We start from the raw sequence: 14228 nt of genomic DNA, 5'->3' as shown, positions 1-14228 counted from the left end.
CGCGCTACCTGCTCTGTAGCATCTCCACACGCGTTCGCCAGCAAGCCGGCTCCTACAGATGGTCGTCATTCTGGAGATTTCGGCATCTACTCCAATCTGCAGGAGCCGGCTTGCTGGCGAATGGTGTGTCACAGCCGATGTAAACGTTGCTGACACACCCCAATCGCGGGCAAGCGCGCCGACATTTCGCGTCGGCCTCAACACTCCCGTCAACTGGGCATACTCCAATCTGTAGGAGCCGGCTTGCTGGCGAACGCGTTCTGACAGTCGCCGTAAATTTAGCTGACACACCCCAATCGCGGGCAAGCGCGCCTACATTTTGCGTCATTCTGGATATCTGGGCAGATCAGCTATGGATATCCTGGCCTGTCCGCGCAATGCTCTGGAACCTCTATCCCCTACAGTTGTTGCGTGGTTAAGGTTCGGGGCCGGTGCTATGATCCAGCCCCTGCGCCGCAAAGAGTACAAACTCGCCGGCGTGAGTTCTGTCTGGCCGCCCGTGATCGGCCTTGCGCAAACCGCAACTGACCTGATTAGGAGAATTACCATGGCTTTCGAATTGCCTCCGCTGCCGTATCCGCATGATGCCCTGGCACCGCACATCTCCAAGGAAACTCTGGAATACCACCACGACAAGCACCACAACACCTATGTCGTGAACCTGAACAACCTGGTGCCTGGCACCGAGTTCGAAGGCAAGACGCTGGAAGAGATCGTCAAAACTTCCTCAGGCGGTATCTTCAACAACGCCGCTCAGGTCTGGAACCACACCTTCTACTGGAACTGCCTGGCGCCAAACGCCGGCGGCCAACCGACCGGCGCGCTGGCTGACGCCATCAACGCTGCGTTCGGTTCCTTCGACAAGTTCAAGGAAGAGTTCAGCAAGACTTCCATCGGCACCTTCGGCTCCGGCTGGGGCTGGCTGGTCAAGAAAGCTGATGGCTCCCTGGCGCTGGCCAGCACCATCGGCGCAGGCAACCCGATCACCAGCGGCGACACCCCGCTGCTGACCTGCGATGTCTGGGAGCACGCTTACTACATCGACTACCGTAACCTGCGTCCCAAGTACGTCGAGGCGTTCTGGAACCTGGTGAACTGGAAGTTCGTCGCCGAGCAATTCGAAGGCAAAAGCTTCACTGCCTGATGAATGCTTGAATGCTCGAATAAAAAAAGCCCGGCGCGTCCGGGTTTTTTTTCGCCTTCTGTTTGTCGTTTATGTATTGTCGGGAAGCGATAGCGGACTAATATCAGTTGCGAGCTGATTGGACCTTCCGGGCTCAAGTTTTACCCGCACGCGACCGACACAGTACGGATAGCCTTAATGGCCGACCTGTCACCGCTTTCCCGATTGATGGGGTTTTGTGCAACCCGCGCGCTCAACCCGAATGTCTGCATTGCCATTGATTGCACGCAGTCAGCCCGCTGTCAGCATGGATAAAGGATGGCCATTTGAAGCTGGAACTCAAACACAGCTTGTCGGTGAAGCTGCTTCGCGTTGTGCTGCTTTCGGCGCTGATCGTGGGGGTCGTGCTCAGTTGCGCGCAGATCGTCTACGACGCCTACAAAACGCGCCAGGCCGTTGCCACGGACGCGGCACGTATTCTGGACATGTTCCGCGACCCCTCGACCCAGGCCGTCTATAGCCTGGACCGCGAGATGGGCATGCAGGTGATCGAAGGCCTGTTTCAGGACAAGGCCGTGCGCATGGCGTCCATCGGTCATCCGAACGAGACCTTGCTCGCTGAAAAATCCCGCGACCTTGAAGTTACCCCTACCCGCTGGCTGACCGATCTGATCCTGGGCCAGGAACGCAGTTTCACCACGCAGCTGGTCGGTCGCAGCCCCTACAGCGAGTATTACGGTGACCTGCGCATCACACTGGATACGGCCACTTATGGTGAAGGCTTTCTCACCAACTCCATGATCATTTTCATCTCCGGCGTCTTGCGCGCGCTGACGCTGGGGCTGGTGTTGTATCTGGTTTATCACTGGCTGCTGACCAAACCGCTGTCCAACATCATCGAGCACCTGACGCGCATCAACCCCGACCGTCCCAGCGAACATCAATTGCCCTTGCTCAAGGGGCATGAGAAGAACGAGCTGGGGGTCTGGGTAAACACCGCCAACCAGCTATTGGCGTCCATCCAGCGCAACACCACCCTGCGACACGAGGCCGAATCGAGCTTGCTGCGGATGGCTCAATACGACTTCCTCACCGGTTTGCCCAACCGGCTGCAACTGCAAAAGCAACTGGACAAAATTCTCGTCGATGCCGGCAAAGTGCAGCATCGGGTCGCGGTGCTGTGTGTCGGTCTGGACGATTTCAAAGGCATCAACGAGCAGTTCAGTTATCAGGCCGGCGATCAGCTCCTGCTGGCACTGGCCGATCGGCTGCGCAGCCACAGCGGCCGGTTGGGTGCGCTGGCGCGCCTGGGCGGTGATCAGTTCGCGCTGGTCCAGGCCGACATCGAGCAGCCGTACGAAGCAGCGGAGTTGGCGCAGAACATTCTTGACGATCTCGAAGCGCCTTTCGCCCTCGACCAACAAGAGATCCGCCTGCGCGCCACCATCGGCATCACGCTGTTCCCGGAAGACGGCGACAGCACCGAGAAGCTGCTGCAGAAAGCCGAACAAACCATGACGCTGGCCAAGACCCGCTCGCGCAATCGCTACCAGTTCTACATCGCCAGCGTTGACAGCGAAATGCGGCGCCGGCGTGAACTGGAAAAAGACCTGCGTGAAGCATTGGCCCGCGACCAGTTTCATCTGGTCTATCAGCCGCAGATCAGCTATCGCGATCACCGGGTGGTGGGCGTGGAGGCGTTGATTCGCTGGATTCATCCGGAACACGGCTTCGTGCCACCCGACCAGTTCATTCCGCTGGCAGAGCAGAACGGCAGCATCATCGCCATCGGCGAGTGGGTGCTGGACCAGGCATGCAAGCAACTGCGGGAATGGCACGATCAGGGTTTCAGCGACCTGCGCATGGCGGTCAATCTGTCTACCGTGCAACTGCACCATGCCGAGCTGCCGCGGGTGGTGAATAACCTTCTGCAGATCTACCGCCTGCCCTCTCGCAGCCTTGAGCTTGAAGTCACCGAAACCGGCCTGATGGAAGACATCACGACCGCCGCCCAGCACCTGCTGAGCCTGCGTCGCTCCGGGGCGCTGATCGCCATCGATGACTTCGGTACCGGTTACTCATCCTTGAGCTACCTCAAAAGCCTGCCGCTGGACAAAATCAAGATCGACAAAAGCTTCGTACAGGATTTGCTCGACGACGATGACGACGCGACGATTGTGCGCGCCATCATCCAGCTCGGCAAAAGCCTTGGCATGCAGGTCATCGCCGAAGGTGTGGAAACGGCCGAGCAAGAGGCTTACATCATTTCCGAGGGCTGCCACGAAGGTCAGGGTTACTTCTATAGCAAGCCCCTGCCGGCGCGGGAGCTACTGGTTTACCTCAAGCAAGCCGAACGTACGCACAGCGAAGCGTTGTAACGAGTTTCTGCCAATCAGTGCCAGGACCGGCCATTGCAGGTCCTGCCCGCCCCGCGGCATTCCCTCACATTCCTGAAACAGCTTGAAATATCTCCCCTGCCTTCTCCGGGCAAACGGCCTTTACACAGAATGCAAATCCTTCGCATTATGGCGCAGCTTTTTTTCGGCGTTCGCCACCGCTCACACCCTTCTAGACGCAGGATTCCTTCATGATTCGTATGCCCCTGGCAACCGCAAGTCTGCTGGCTGTCGCTATCGCTTTGGCCGGTTGTGATCAAGGCAAGGACAAGCCAGCCGCCACAGCGCCTGCCCCGGCTCCCGCCGCCACCGCACCGGCAGCACCTGCATCCGCTGCAGCGCCAGCCCAGACCAACGAAGCCGCGACCAAAGCGGTGGTCGCCAATTACGCCAATATCGTGTTCGCCGTCTTCAGCGACGCCCAGTCCACTGCCAAAAACCTCAGCTCGGCAGTCGATGCATTTCTCGCCACCCCCAACGACCAAACCCTGAAGGCAGCGCGCGCGGCCTGGGTGGCGGCGCGCGTGCCTTACATGCAGAGCGAAGTGTTTCGTTTCGGCAATACCATCATCGATGACTGGGAAGGCCAGGTTAACGCCTGGCCCCTGGACGAAGGCCTGATCGACTACGTCGCCAAGGATTATCAGCATGCGTTGGGTAACCCGGGGGCAACTGCCAACATCATCGCCAATACGTCGGTGCAGGTAGGTGAAGACAAAGTCGACGTCACTGAAATCACTCCGGAAAAACTCGCCAGCCTGAATGAGCTCGGCGGTGCGGAAGCGAACGTGGCCACCGGTTATCACGCCATTGAGTTCCTTCTGTGGGGCCAGGATGTGCACGGTACCGGTCCGGGCGCCGGTGAACGGCCCGCCAGCGACTACGTTGAAGGCCCGGGTGGCACCGGTGGCCACAACGACCGCCGCCGCGCGTATTTGAAGGCCGCCACCGACCTGCTGGTCAGCGACCTGGATGAAATGGTCAACAACTGGAAGCCGGGCGTGGCCGATAACTACCGCGCCACGCTGGAAGCAGAGCCCGCCGAAAGCGGCCTGCGCAAGATGCTGTTCGGCATGGGCAGCCTGTCACTCGGCGAGCTGGCCGGTGAGCGCATGAAGGTGGCACTGGAGGCCAACTCCAGCGAGGACGAACACGATTGCTTCAGCGATAACACCCACAACTCGCACTTCTACAACGGGCTGGGTATCCGCAACGTTTATCTGGGCGAATACACACGCGTCGACGGCAGCAAAGTGACCGGTCCAAGCCTGTCCTCGCTGGTGGCCAAGGCAGACGCTGCAACCGACCAGACCGTACGCGCCGACCTCGATGCAACCCAGGCCAAACTGCAGGTTATCGTTGACCACGCCAACAAGGGCGAACACTTCGATCAACTCATCGCGGCCGGTAACACGGCGGGCAACCAGGTGGTGCGTGACGCCATTGCAGCGCTGGTCAAGCAAACCGGTGCAATCGAGCAAGCCGCCGGCAAGCTCGGGATCACCGACTTGAACCCGGACAACGCCGACCACGCGTTCTGATTCGCTGGCGACCGTCGGGGCGCGTGTCTCCGGCGGCGCTCCGGCCGTTTTCCACCCCTATGCCGACCCGTCCACGGGTCGGCATTTTTTCGTCAATCGAAGGCTGAATTCTTCGCTCTACCAACCGCGTCCGAGGACCGGTCTGTAAGATTTGTAGGGCATTTCCTGTTCGCTCCGTGTCGGATTGAACACGCCTGACCTGCCGCCGATCATGCGCACTTCCTTGACCCCACCCTATCCAGGAGGAGACAGAAAGTGCCCAAGAGAAACAACAACAGGCGCCGCGTCAGTAAGCTCAAAGCCAACGATTACGGTATTCATCTGCTGGTTGGCGTCAAGGGCCCCCGTGCCTGGAAGGTGACGATCTACCGCGACGGCAAAACCTTCAACAGGCTGTTTTCGTTCTCCCGCTACGGTGGCCGCGACCCGGCGCGACAAGCCGCGGACGCGTGCCGCGATCAGTTGCTGCTGGCACATCTGCCCAAGCTCAGCCGCGATATTCGCCAACGCATCATCGCCACCAACACCAGCGGCTATCCCGGTGTTCATTACCGTTGCTACACCGGCATCGCCTACTGGGTTGCGCGAACCACGTTGCGCAACGGCAGCAGCGTCACCAAATCGTTCAGGGTGGAGCACTACGGCTACGACCGGGCCAAGGAACTGGCCATACGCGAACGCGAGCGCCAGCTCGACGGCATCGGCGATTACCGCTCGTTCAAGGTTGTGCAGGGCGAGCGGCGCTTGATGCAGCTGCTTGTGGAAAACCCGGCGCTGGAGATCGCAGGCGCCTAGTTCGACACGTCAGGGGCACGTCAGGGCTGGCGGATGAATTGGTAACAACACGTTACGAGAGGGCGTACAAATGCTAATCCCTCTTATTCATAAAACTCGGGACTGTTAAGCTTGCTCGCCCCGATTTCCAGCCCTTTGCAGGATCTGTATGACTGCGCGGTTCCGTCCATCGTTACTCCTGCCGATGGCACTCGCCATGAGCGGGTGCGATGACGCCCCGCGTTTCACCGCCGCCGAGCCGGGCGAGTCCCGCTCGGGTGGCGCCGCCACGGTCATCAAGAGCGATCGCAACGCGTTCTCCCTGCCCTCGGCCAACCTGTCGCCAGCACGCCGGCTGGACTTCAGCGTCGGCAACAGCTTTTTTCGTAATCCCTGGGTGATTGCCCCGTCCACCACCACTGCCCGGGACGGCCTGGGGCCGCTTTTCAACACCAATGCCTGCCAGAATTGCCACATCAAGGACGGCCGCGGCCACCCGCCTGAAGCTGGGGCCGACAATGCCGTGTCGATGCTGGTGCGTCTGTCCATCCCCGACGAGCCGGCGTTTGCAGAACACATCAAACGACTGGGCCTGACGCCGGAGCCCGTGTATGGCAAGCAGCTCCAGGACATGGCGATTCCCGGGGTGACGCCCGAGGGCAAAGTGCGGGTCGATTACGACTCGATGACCGTACACTTTCGCGATGGCACCCCTGTGCATTTGCGTCGCCCTACCCTGCAAATCACCCAGAACGGCTACGGCGCCATGCACCCCCAGACCCGCGCTTCGGCGCGCATCGCCCCGCCGATGATCGGCCTGGGGCTTCTAGAAGCCATCCCTCAAGCGGCGATTCTGGCCAACGCCAACCCCAACGATAAACAGGGCACCGGGATCACCGGCAAACCCAATTGGGTCTGGGACGACGCTCAACAGAAAACTGTCCTTGGGCGCTTTGGCTGGAAAGCCTCACAGCCTGGCATAAAGCAACAAAATGCCCACGCGCTGGCCGGGGACATGGGCCTCACCTCCAGCCTGATGCCCGTCGACGACTGTACGCCGTCGCAGAGTGCATGCCTCGCCGCGCCCAATGGCAACGGCCCCAACGGGGAGCCGGAGGTCAGCGACAACATCCTGAGACTGATCACCTTCTACACCCGCAATCTCGGTGTTCCGGCGCGCCGTGATGTCGGCGATCCGCAGGTGTTGTCGGGAAAGAACCTGTTCTTCAAGGCGGGTTGCCAGCAATGCCATACACCGCAATTCACCACCTCCGCCGATGCCGCCGAGCCAGAGCTGGCGAACCAGGTTATCCGTCCCTATACCGACCTGCTGCTGCACGACATGGGCGAAGGACTGGCCGACAACCTGAGCGAGTTTCAGGCCAGCGGTCAGCAGTGGCGTACTCCGCCCTTATGGGGGATTGGCTTGACGCAAACCGTCAGCGGGCACACGCAGTTCCTCCACGACGGCCGCGCCCGCAACCTGATGGAAGCCGTGTTGTGGCATGGCGGCGAAGCGCTGCCGGCGCAGCGTCAGGTGCTCGCGTTCGACGCAGATCAACGCGCGGCGCTGCTGGCGTTTTTGAATTCTCTCTAACGTTTTTTGAAGATAAGGAGTCGGGCATGTTCCGCCCCAAGCTGTTGCTCACCAGTCTCGCCGCCCTGGCGTTGGGCGCGTGTGCGCCCTCGGACCCGCAAGCGGTAACGTCGGCCGCCATCGCCAGTCAGGTCATCCTGCCGACCTACAGCCGCTGGGTTGATGCCGACCGCCAGTTGGCGGTCAGCGCGCTGGCCTACTGCCAGGGCAACGCCGGGCTGGAAACCGCACGCGCCGACTTCCTCCACGCGCAAAAAGCCTGGGCTGAGCTGCAGCCGTTGCTGATCGGTCCGCTGGCCGAAGGCAATCGCGCCTGGCAGATTCAGTTCTGGCCCGACAAGAAGAACCTCGTCGGTCGTCAGGTCGAGCAACTGCTGACCGCACAGCCGCAGATCTGCACCGACGCCCTGGCTAAATCGAGTGTGGTGGTGCAAGGCCTGTCAGCGTACGAGTACATCCTGTTCGACGCCGGCATCGACATGGCCAGCGCTGAACAGAAGGCGCGCTATTGCCCGTTGCTGGTGGCCATCGGCGAGCATCAGAAGGCGCTGGCCGAAAACATCCTGAGCAGCTGGAACAGCAACGACGGCATGCTGGCCCAGTTAAGCAAATTCCCCAATCAGCGCTACGCCGATTCCCATGAAGCCATTGCCGAGTTGCTGCGGGTGCAAGTGACGGCGCTAGACTCCCTGAAGAAAAAACTCGGCACGCCGCTGGGCCGTAACACCAAGGGCGTGCCGCAGCCGTTTCAGGCCGAAGCCTGGCGCAGCAAGGCCTCCCTTGGCAGCCTGCAGGCAAGCCTGGCGAGTGCGCAGACGGTCTGGGCCGGCGTCAACAACAAAGGGTTACGCGGTCTGCTGCCAAAGGAACAAAAACCATTGGCCGACAAAATCGACGCCGCCTACGCCGAAAGCAATCGGCAGCTGGCCGCGCTGAAACCGCCACTGGGCGACCTGCTGGCGACGGAAGAAGGCCGCCAGCAGCTCAATGCTTTCTACGACAGCCTTAACGTGGTCCACCGCCTGCACGAAGGCGAACTGGCCAAGGCGTTGGGCATTCAACTGGGCTTCAACGCCAACGATGGTGACTGATATGTTGCGACGTCAGGCTCTGGGTCTCGGCAGCCTTCTGCTCAGCGCCGTCACGTTTGGCGGCTGGACGCTGTTCTCGAAAAAAGGTGAAAGCCCGCTGTTGCTGTCCGCCCGGGATGACGGCAATGGTCAGCACTTCGCCGTGGGCTATCGCGTCGACGGCACGCAAGTGTTCGCCACTGCGGTTGCCCATCGCTGTCACGACATCATCAACCACCCTCACCTGCCTATCGCTTTGTTTGTCGCGCGCAGACCCGGGACTGAAAGCTATCTGATCGACCTGCGCAACGGCAGCTTGCTGCAGACAATCACGTCGCCCGCGCACCGACATTTCTACGGCCATGCGGTTATTCACAAGGAAGGCGAGTGGCTGTACGCCACTGAAAACGACACGACTGACCCGGGGCGCGGCCTGTTGGGCGTATACCGATTCGTCAACGAGCGCTTGCAACGCACCGGGGAGATAACCACCCACGGCGTAGGCCCGCATCAGGTCTCATGGATGCCGGACGGTGAGACGCTGGCGATCGCCAACGGCGGCATCCGCACCGAGGCTGAAAGCCGTGTCGAGATGAACCTCGATGCCATGGAACCGAGCCTGGTATTGATGCAGCGCGACGGCACGCTGCTGAGCAAGGAGACGCTGTCGCAGCCCATGAACAGCGTGCGCCACATGGCGATTGCCAGCGATGGGACTATTGTGGCGGGCCAGCAATTCATGGGGCCTTCCCACGAATCCGCCGAACTGCTCGCCATCAAGCGGCCGGGACAACCGTTCCAGGCGTTCCCTGTGGCTGAAGCCCAGTTACAGGCCATGGCGCATTACACCGCCAGCGTTGCCATTCACAACGACCTGCGGCTGGTGGCACTGACCGCGCCAAGAGGCAACCGCTTTTTTATCTGGGATCTGGACAGCGGCGCGCTGAAACTGGATGCGCCGCTGCCGGACTGCGCTGGCGTGGGCGCGGTGGCGGACGGCTTTGTGGTGACCTCGGGCCAGGGGCGCTGCCGTTTCTACGATTGCCGCGAGACCGCGCTGGTCGCCAAGCCGCTGGAGCTCCCGGCGGGGTTGTGGGACAACCATTTGCATCTGGTGTGATTCGGCAAACTTGGCGACTCCGAAAGCCTTCAATGCCACTGGCAACTAAACCGCGACAAGATTACCGTGCTCGCCTGATTCATCGCTTTTCCAAGGAAGTGGAATATGTTGCGTCGCCGCCTGTTGATCATGTTGGGTGTGGTGCTGATCGTGGTGCTGGCTTTGGGCGGGTACAAGGCGTTCTCGGTCTATCAGCAGATTCAGCAGTTCACGGCGCCGAAGCCGCCGGTCAATGTCGCGGTGGCCGTTGTCGCTGAACGGCCTTGGCAGAACCGTCTGCCGGCCATCGGTACGCTCAAGGCGTTGCAGGGTGTGGACCTGTCGCTGGAAATCGCCGGTACGGTCAAAGCCGTGCAGTTCGAGTCAGGGCAGAAGGTCAAGGTCGGGCAGCCGCTGGTGCAGCTCGACAGCGATGTCGAAAAGGCCTTGCTCGGCACCGCCGAAGCCGACCTTGGGCTTGCACAGGTCGAGTACGGACGCGGCAGCAAACTGGTGGGCGAGTCGGCCATCTCCCGGGGCGATTTCGACAAGCTTGCTGCCACTCAGAAAAAAGCCGCCGCCACCGTCGCGCAACTCAACGCTTCGCTGGCCAAAAAACGCATCCTCGCACCCTTCAGCGGCACCATCGGCATCCGTCAGGTCGACGTCGGCGATTACTTGGCCAGTGGCACGGTCATCGCCACGCTTCAGGACTTGACCAGCCTGTATGCCGACTTCTTCGTACCCGAACAGATGCTGCCCAAACTCGCGCTCGGGCAACAGGTGCAAGTGAGCGTTGCGGCTTACCCGGGCAGCGAGTTCACCGCCCGTATCAGCGCAATCAACCCCAAGGTGGAAGATGCCACGCGCAACGTGTTGATCCGTGCGACCCTGCCCAACCCTGACAGCAAACTTCTGCCCGGCATGTTCACCAGCCTGCAGGTACTGCTCGGCCAGGACACCGCGCAGTTGGTGCTGCCGGAAAGCGCTATCACCTACACGCTTTACGGCAACTCGGTGTACGTCGTCGTACCGAAAAAGAACGCCGACGGCCAGCCCGAACAGAACAGCAAAGGCGAGCCCCTGCTGCAGGTCGAACGGCGCTTCGTCGAAACCGGCGAGCGGCGCGGCGGGCTGGTGATTATCGGCAAGGGAGTAAAGGCTGGCGAGCAAGTGGTCACCGGAGGCCAGCTCAAACTGGATAACGGTACTGCCGTTGCCATCTTGGCTGATCAGGCGCCAGCACACGTAATGCCAGCACAGAGCAGTCAGCCGCGCGCTGACTGATCAAGGAATCGTTCATGGCCTTTACCGACCCGTTCATCCGTCGTCCTGTACTCGCCAGTGTGATCAGTCTGCTGATCGTGCTGCTGGGCTTTCAGGCGTTCAGCAAGCTGACCATCCGCCAGTACCCGCAGATGGAAAACGCGCTGATCACTGTGACCACGGCTTACCCCGGCGCCAACGCCGAAACCATTCAGGGTTACATCACGCAGCCGTTGCAACAAAGTCTGGCCAGCGCCGAAGGCATCGACTACATGACGTCGGTGAGTCGGCAGAATTTCTCGGTCATTTCCATCTATGCGCGCATCGGCTCCAACAGCGACCGGCTCTACACCGAGCTGCTGGCCAAGGCCAATGAGGTCAAGAACAAGCTGCCGCAAGACGCTGAAGACCCGGTTCTGAGCAAGGAAGCCGCAGACGCCTCGGCACTGATGTACATCAGCTTTTACAGCGCGGAACTCAGCAATCCACAGATCACCGACTATTTATCACGGGTCATTCAGCCCAAGCTGGCGACGCTGCCAGGCATGGCCGAGGCAGAGATTCTCGGCAATCAAGTGTTTGCCATGCGCCTGTGGCTTGATCCGGTGAAGCTCGCAGGCTTCGGCCTGACCGCCAACGACGTGACCGATGCCGTGCGCAAGTACAACTTTCTGTCGGCGGCGGGCGAGGTCAAAGGCGAATACGTCGTCACCAGCGTGAATGCCAGCACTGACCTGAAGTCGCCCGAGACATTCGCGGCCATCCCGCTGAAGGCAGTGGGCGACAGCCGTGTGCTGTTGGGCGATGTCGCGCGTGTGGAGATGGGCGCCGAGAACTACGACACGGTCAGCTCGTTCGACGGCACGCCATCGGTGTACATCGGCATCAAGGGCACACCCAGCTCCAACCCGCTGGACGTGATCAAGGAAGTGCGACGGATTTTGCCGGAACTGGAAGCCCAACTGCCGCCAAGCCTGAAAGCCTCCATCGCCTACGACGCCACGCTGTTCATTCAGGCGTCGATCAATGAAGTGGTCAAGACGCTGATTGAAGCGGTGCTCATTGTCATCGTCGTGGTGTTCCTGTTCCTGGGCGCCCTGCGCTCTGTGCTGATCCCCGTGATCACCATCCCGTTGTCGATGATCGGCGTACTGTTTTTCATGCAGCTGATGGGGTACTCGATCAATTTGCTGACCCTGCTGGCGATGGTGCTGGCCATCGGTCTGGTGGTCGACGACGCCATCGTGGTGGTGGAGAACATCCATCGCCACATCGAAGAAGGCAAAACGCCGTTTAATGCGGCCATCGAGGGCGCCCGCGAAATCGCCATGCCGGTGGTCTCCATGACCATCACGCTGGCGGCAGTCTATGCGCCCATCGGATTCCTGGAGGGCCTGACCGGGGCGCTGTTCAAGGAGTTTGCGCTGACCCTGGCTGGCGCCGTGGTCATTTCCGGAATCGTCGCCTTGACGCTTTCGCCGATGATGTGCGCCCTGCTCCTGCGCCGGGACGAGAACCCCAGCGGTCTCGCGCACAAACTCGACCACGCGTTCGAGCGCTTGAAGGTGCGCTATCAGCGGGTTTTGCATGGCACGCTGAACACCCGGCCGGTGGTCATCGTGTTTGCGGTGCTGGTGCTGTGTCTGATCCCGGTATTCATCAAGCTCAGCCAGTCGCAGCTGGCGCCCGATGAGGACCAGGGCATCATCTTCATGATGGCGACATCGCCGCAGCCGACCAACCTCGACTACATGAACCGCTATACCGACCAGTTCATCAGCATCTTCAAAGCGTTCCCGGAGTATTACTCCTCGTTCCAGATCAACGGTTTCAACGGGGTACAAACCGGGGTGGGCGGCTTTTTGCTGAAACCCTGGGATGAGCGCAGCCGCACGCAAATGGAGCTGCTGCCCGAAGTGCAGGCTAAACTCAACGGGATCACCGGCTTGCAGATTTTCGGTTTCAACCTGCCGTCGCTGCCGGGCACTGGCGAAGGGTTGCCGTTTCAGTTCGTCATCAACACCCCCGGCGACTATGCGGCGTTGCTGGAGGTGACTGATCGCATCAAGAAGCGCGCTGCCGATTCGGGCAAGTTCGCGTTTCTGGACGTTGACCTGGCGTTCGACAAGCCGGAAGTGGTGGTCGACATCGACCGCGCCAAAGCCGCGCAGATGGGCGTGTCGATGCAGGATCTCGGCAGCACCCTGGCAACCTTGCTCGGCGAGGCGGAAATCAATCGGTTCACCATCGACGGGCGCAGCTACAAAGTCATCGCTCAGGTCGAGCGGGCCTACCGCGACAACCCGGCATGGCTGGCGAACTATTACGTGAAGAACACCGAGGGCAAGATGCTCCCGCTGTCGACGCTGATTACCGTCAGCGACAGGGCGCGCCCTCGGCAGCTCAATCAGTTTCAGCAGCTCAACTCGGCGATCATCTCGGGCTTTCCTCTCGTGAGTCAGGCGGAGGCAATCGAGCTGGTGAGACAGATCACGATTGAGGAAGCGCCGCCGGGCTTCGCCTACGACTATGCCGGTGCGTCGCGCCAGTATGTGCAGGAAGGCAATGCGTTGTGGGTCACGTTCGGGCTGGCGCTGGCCATTATCTTTTTGGTGTTGGCGGCGCAGTTCGAAAGCTTCCGCGATCCGCTGGTGATCCTGGTGACCGTGCCGCTTTCGATCTGCGGCGCACTGATCCCTCTGTTCCTGGGTATTTCTTCGCTCAACATCTACACGCAGGTGGGGCTGGTCACGCTGATCGGCTTGATCAGCAAGCATGGGATTTTGATCGTCGAATTCGCCAACCAACTGCGTCGTGAGAAAGGCCTGACAGCGCGCGAGGCGGTCGAGGAAGCGGCCGCGATTCGTCTGCGTCCGGTGCTCATGACCACGGCTGCAATGGTCTTCGGCATGGTGCCGCTGATTCTCGCCACCGGTGCGGGCGCCGTCAGCCGCTTCGATATCGGGCTGGTGATCGCCACGGGCATGTCGGTGGGCACGTTGTTCACCCTGTTCGTGCTGCCATGCTTCTACACGCTACTGGCGCGACCCGATGCTCCGCCCCCTGAGGCCAATGGCAACCACCGCCGCGATGGCAACGACGGCGGCAGCCGCGACCAAAGTCGCAGCGGCGATGGCGGCGGCAGTGGCAGTGGCAGTGGCAGTGGGAGCGGCGATGGCAATACGAACGCAAATGCCGGAAGCGGACCCCAAAACCTGTAGGAGCCGGCTTGCTGGCGAACCGGTCAGGTCAGGCACTCACGATGTGTTTGATTAACCGCGTTCGCCAGCAAGCCGGCTCCTACAGATAACCGCAGCCTCAGGACAATGTGATGAATTTGCGGCGATCAGCCGCCCGAGGCA

8 protein-coding genes and 1 pseudogene are annotated in these 14228 nt (G+C 60.8%); all 9 read left to right on the top strand.

Going from position 1 to position 14228, the window contains the following annotated elements:
- Positions 1-547 precede the first annotated feature (547 nt).
- Positions 548-1144: a superoxide dismutase gene (locus QRN48_RS13985; protein ID WP_037014595.1), complete on the top strand. Its 597-nt coding sequence runs from the start codon at positions 548-550 to the stop codon at positions 1142-1144.
- Between the two features lie 305 nt (positions 1145-1449).
- Positions 1450-3501, top strand: a complete 2052-nt coding sequence (locus QRN48_RS13980; protein WP_037014598.1) for a putative bifunctional diguanylate cyclase/phosphodiesterase — start codon at positions 1450-1452, stop codon at positions 3499-3501.
- A gap of 209 nt (positions 3502-3710) precedes the next feature.
- Positions 3711-5060: an imelysin family protein gene (locus QRN48_RS13975; protein ID WP_285351183.1), complete on the top strand. Its 1350-nt coding sequence runs from the start codon at positions 3711-3713 to the stop codon at positions 5058-5060.
- A 255-nt stretch (positions 5061-5315) separates the two neighbouring features.
- The gene (locus tag QRN48_RS13970) at positions 5316-5855 is read left to right on the top strand and encodes an AP2 domain-containing protein (RefSeq protein ID WP_052075294.1); all 540 of its coding nucleotides are present in this window, start codon (positions 5316-5318) and stop codon (positions 5853-5855) included.
- 148 nt (positions 5856-6003) lie between these two features.
- Positions 6004-7431, top strand: coding sequence for a di-heme oxidoreductase family protein (locus QRN48_RS13965; RefSeq protein ID WP_191942978.1), 1428 nt, complete (start codon positions 6004-6006; stop codon positions 7429-7431).
- A 26-nt stretch (positions 7432-7457) separates the two neighbouring features.
- On the top strand, positions 7458-8522 hold the full coding sequence (locus QRN48_RS13960; RefSeq protein WP_285351180.1) for an imelysin family protein: 1065 nt from the start codon (positions 7458-7460) through the stop codon (positions 8520-8522).
- A 1-nt stretch (position 8523) separates the two neighbouring features.
- On the top strand, positions 8524-9621 hold the full coding sequence (locus QRN48_RS13955) for a DUF1513 domain-containing protein (protein ID WP_285351178.1): 1098 nt from the start codon (positions 8524-8526) through the stop codon (positions 9619-9621).
- A 105-nt stretch (positions 9622-9726) separates the two neighbouring features.
- Positions 9727-10887 carry an efflux RND transporter periplasmic adaptor subunit gene (locus QRN48_RS13950; RefSeq protein ID WP_285351177.1) on the top strand — a complete coding sequence of 387 codons (1161 nt, stop codon included), beginning with the start codon at positions 9727-9729 and terminating at the stop codon, positions 10885-10887.
- A 14-nt stretch (positions 10888-10901) separates the two neighbouring features.
- A pseudogene (locus QRN48_RS13945) lies at positions 10902-13928 on the top strand (multidrug efflux RND transporter permease subunit); the annotation flags it as partial.
- Positions 13929-14228: the final 300 nt, after the last annotated feature.

Origin of the sequence: Pseudomonas sp. ME-P-057, assembly GCF_030208975.1 — a bacterium.
Classification (GTDB): Bacteria; Pseudomonadota; Gammaproteobacteria; order Pseudomonadales; family Pseudomonadaceae; genus Aquipseudomonas; species Aquipseudomonas lutea.
The sequence above is the reverse complement of the archived record's forward strand: the minus strand, read 5'-3'. Positions and strand labels throughout refer to the sequence as shown.

Bases quoted from the DNA above. Each gene is read 5' to 3' on its own strand.
- QRN48_RS13975 (WP_285351183.1), top strand. From the start codon at position 3,711: ATGATTCGTATGCCCCTGGCAACCGCAAGTCTGCTGGCTGTCGCTATC.
- QRN48_RS13985 (WP_037014595.1), top strand. From the start codon at position 548: ATGGCTTTCGAATTGCCTCCGCTGCCGTATCCGCATGATGCCCTGGCA.
- QRN48_RS13955 (WP_285351178.1), top strand. From the start codon at position 8,524: ATGTTGCGACGTCAGGCTCTGGGTCTCGGCAGCCTTCTGCTCAGCGCC.
- QRN48_RS13950 (WP_285351177.1), top strand. From the start codon at position 9,727: ATGTTGCGTCGCCGCCTGTTGATCATGTTGGGTGTGGTGCTGATCGTG.
- QRN48_RS13965 (WP_191942978.1), top strand. From the start codon at position 6,004: ATGACTGCGCGGTTCCGTCCATCGTTACTCCTGCCGATGGCACTCGCC.
- QRN48_RS13960 (WP_285351180.1), top strand. From the start codon at position 7,458: ATGTTCCGCCCCAAGCTGTTGCTCACCAGTCTCGCCGCCCTGGCGTTG.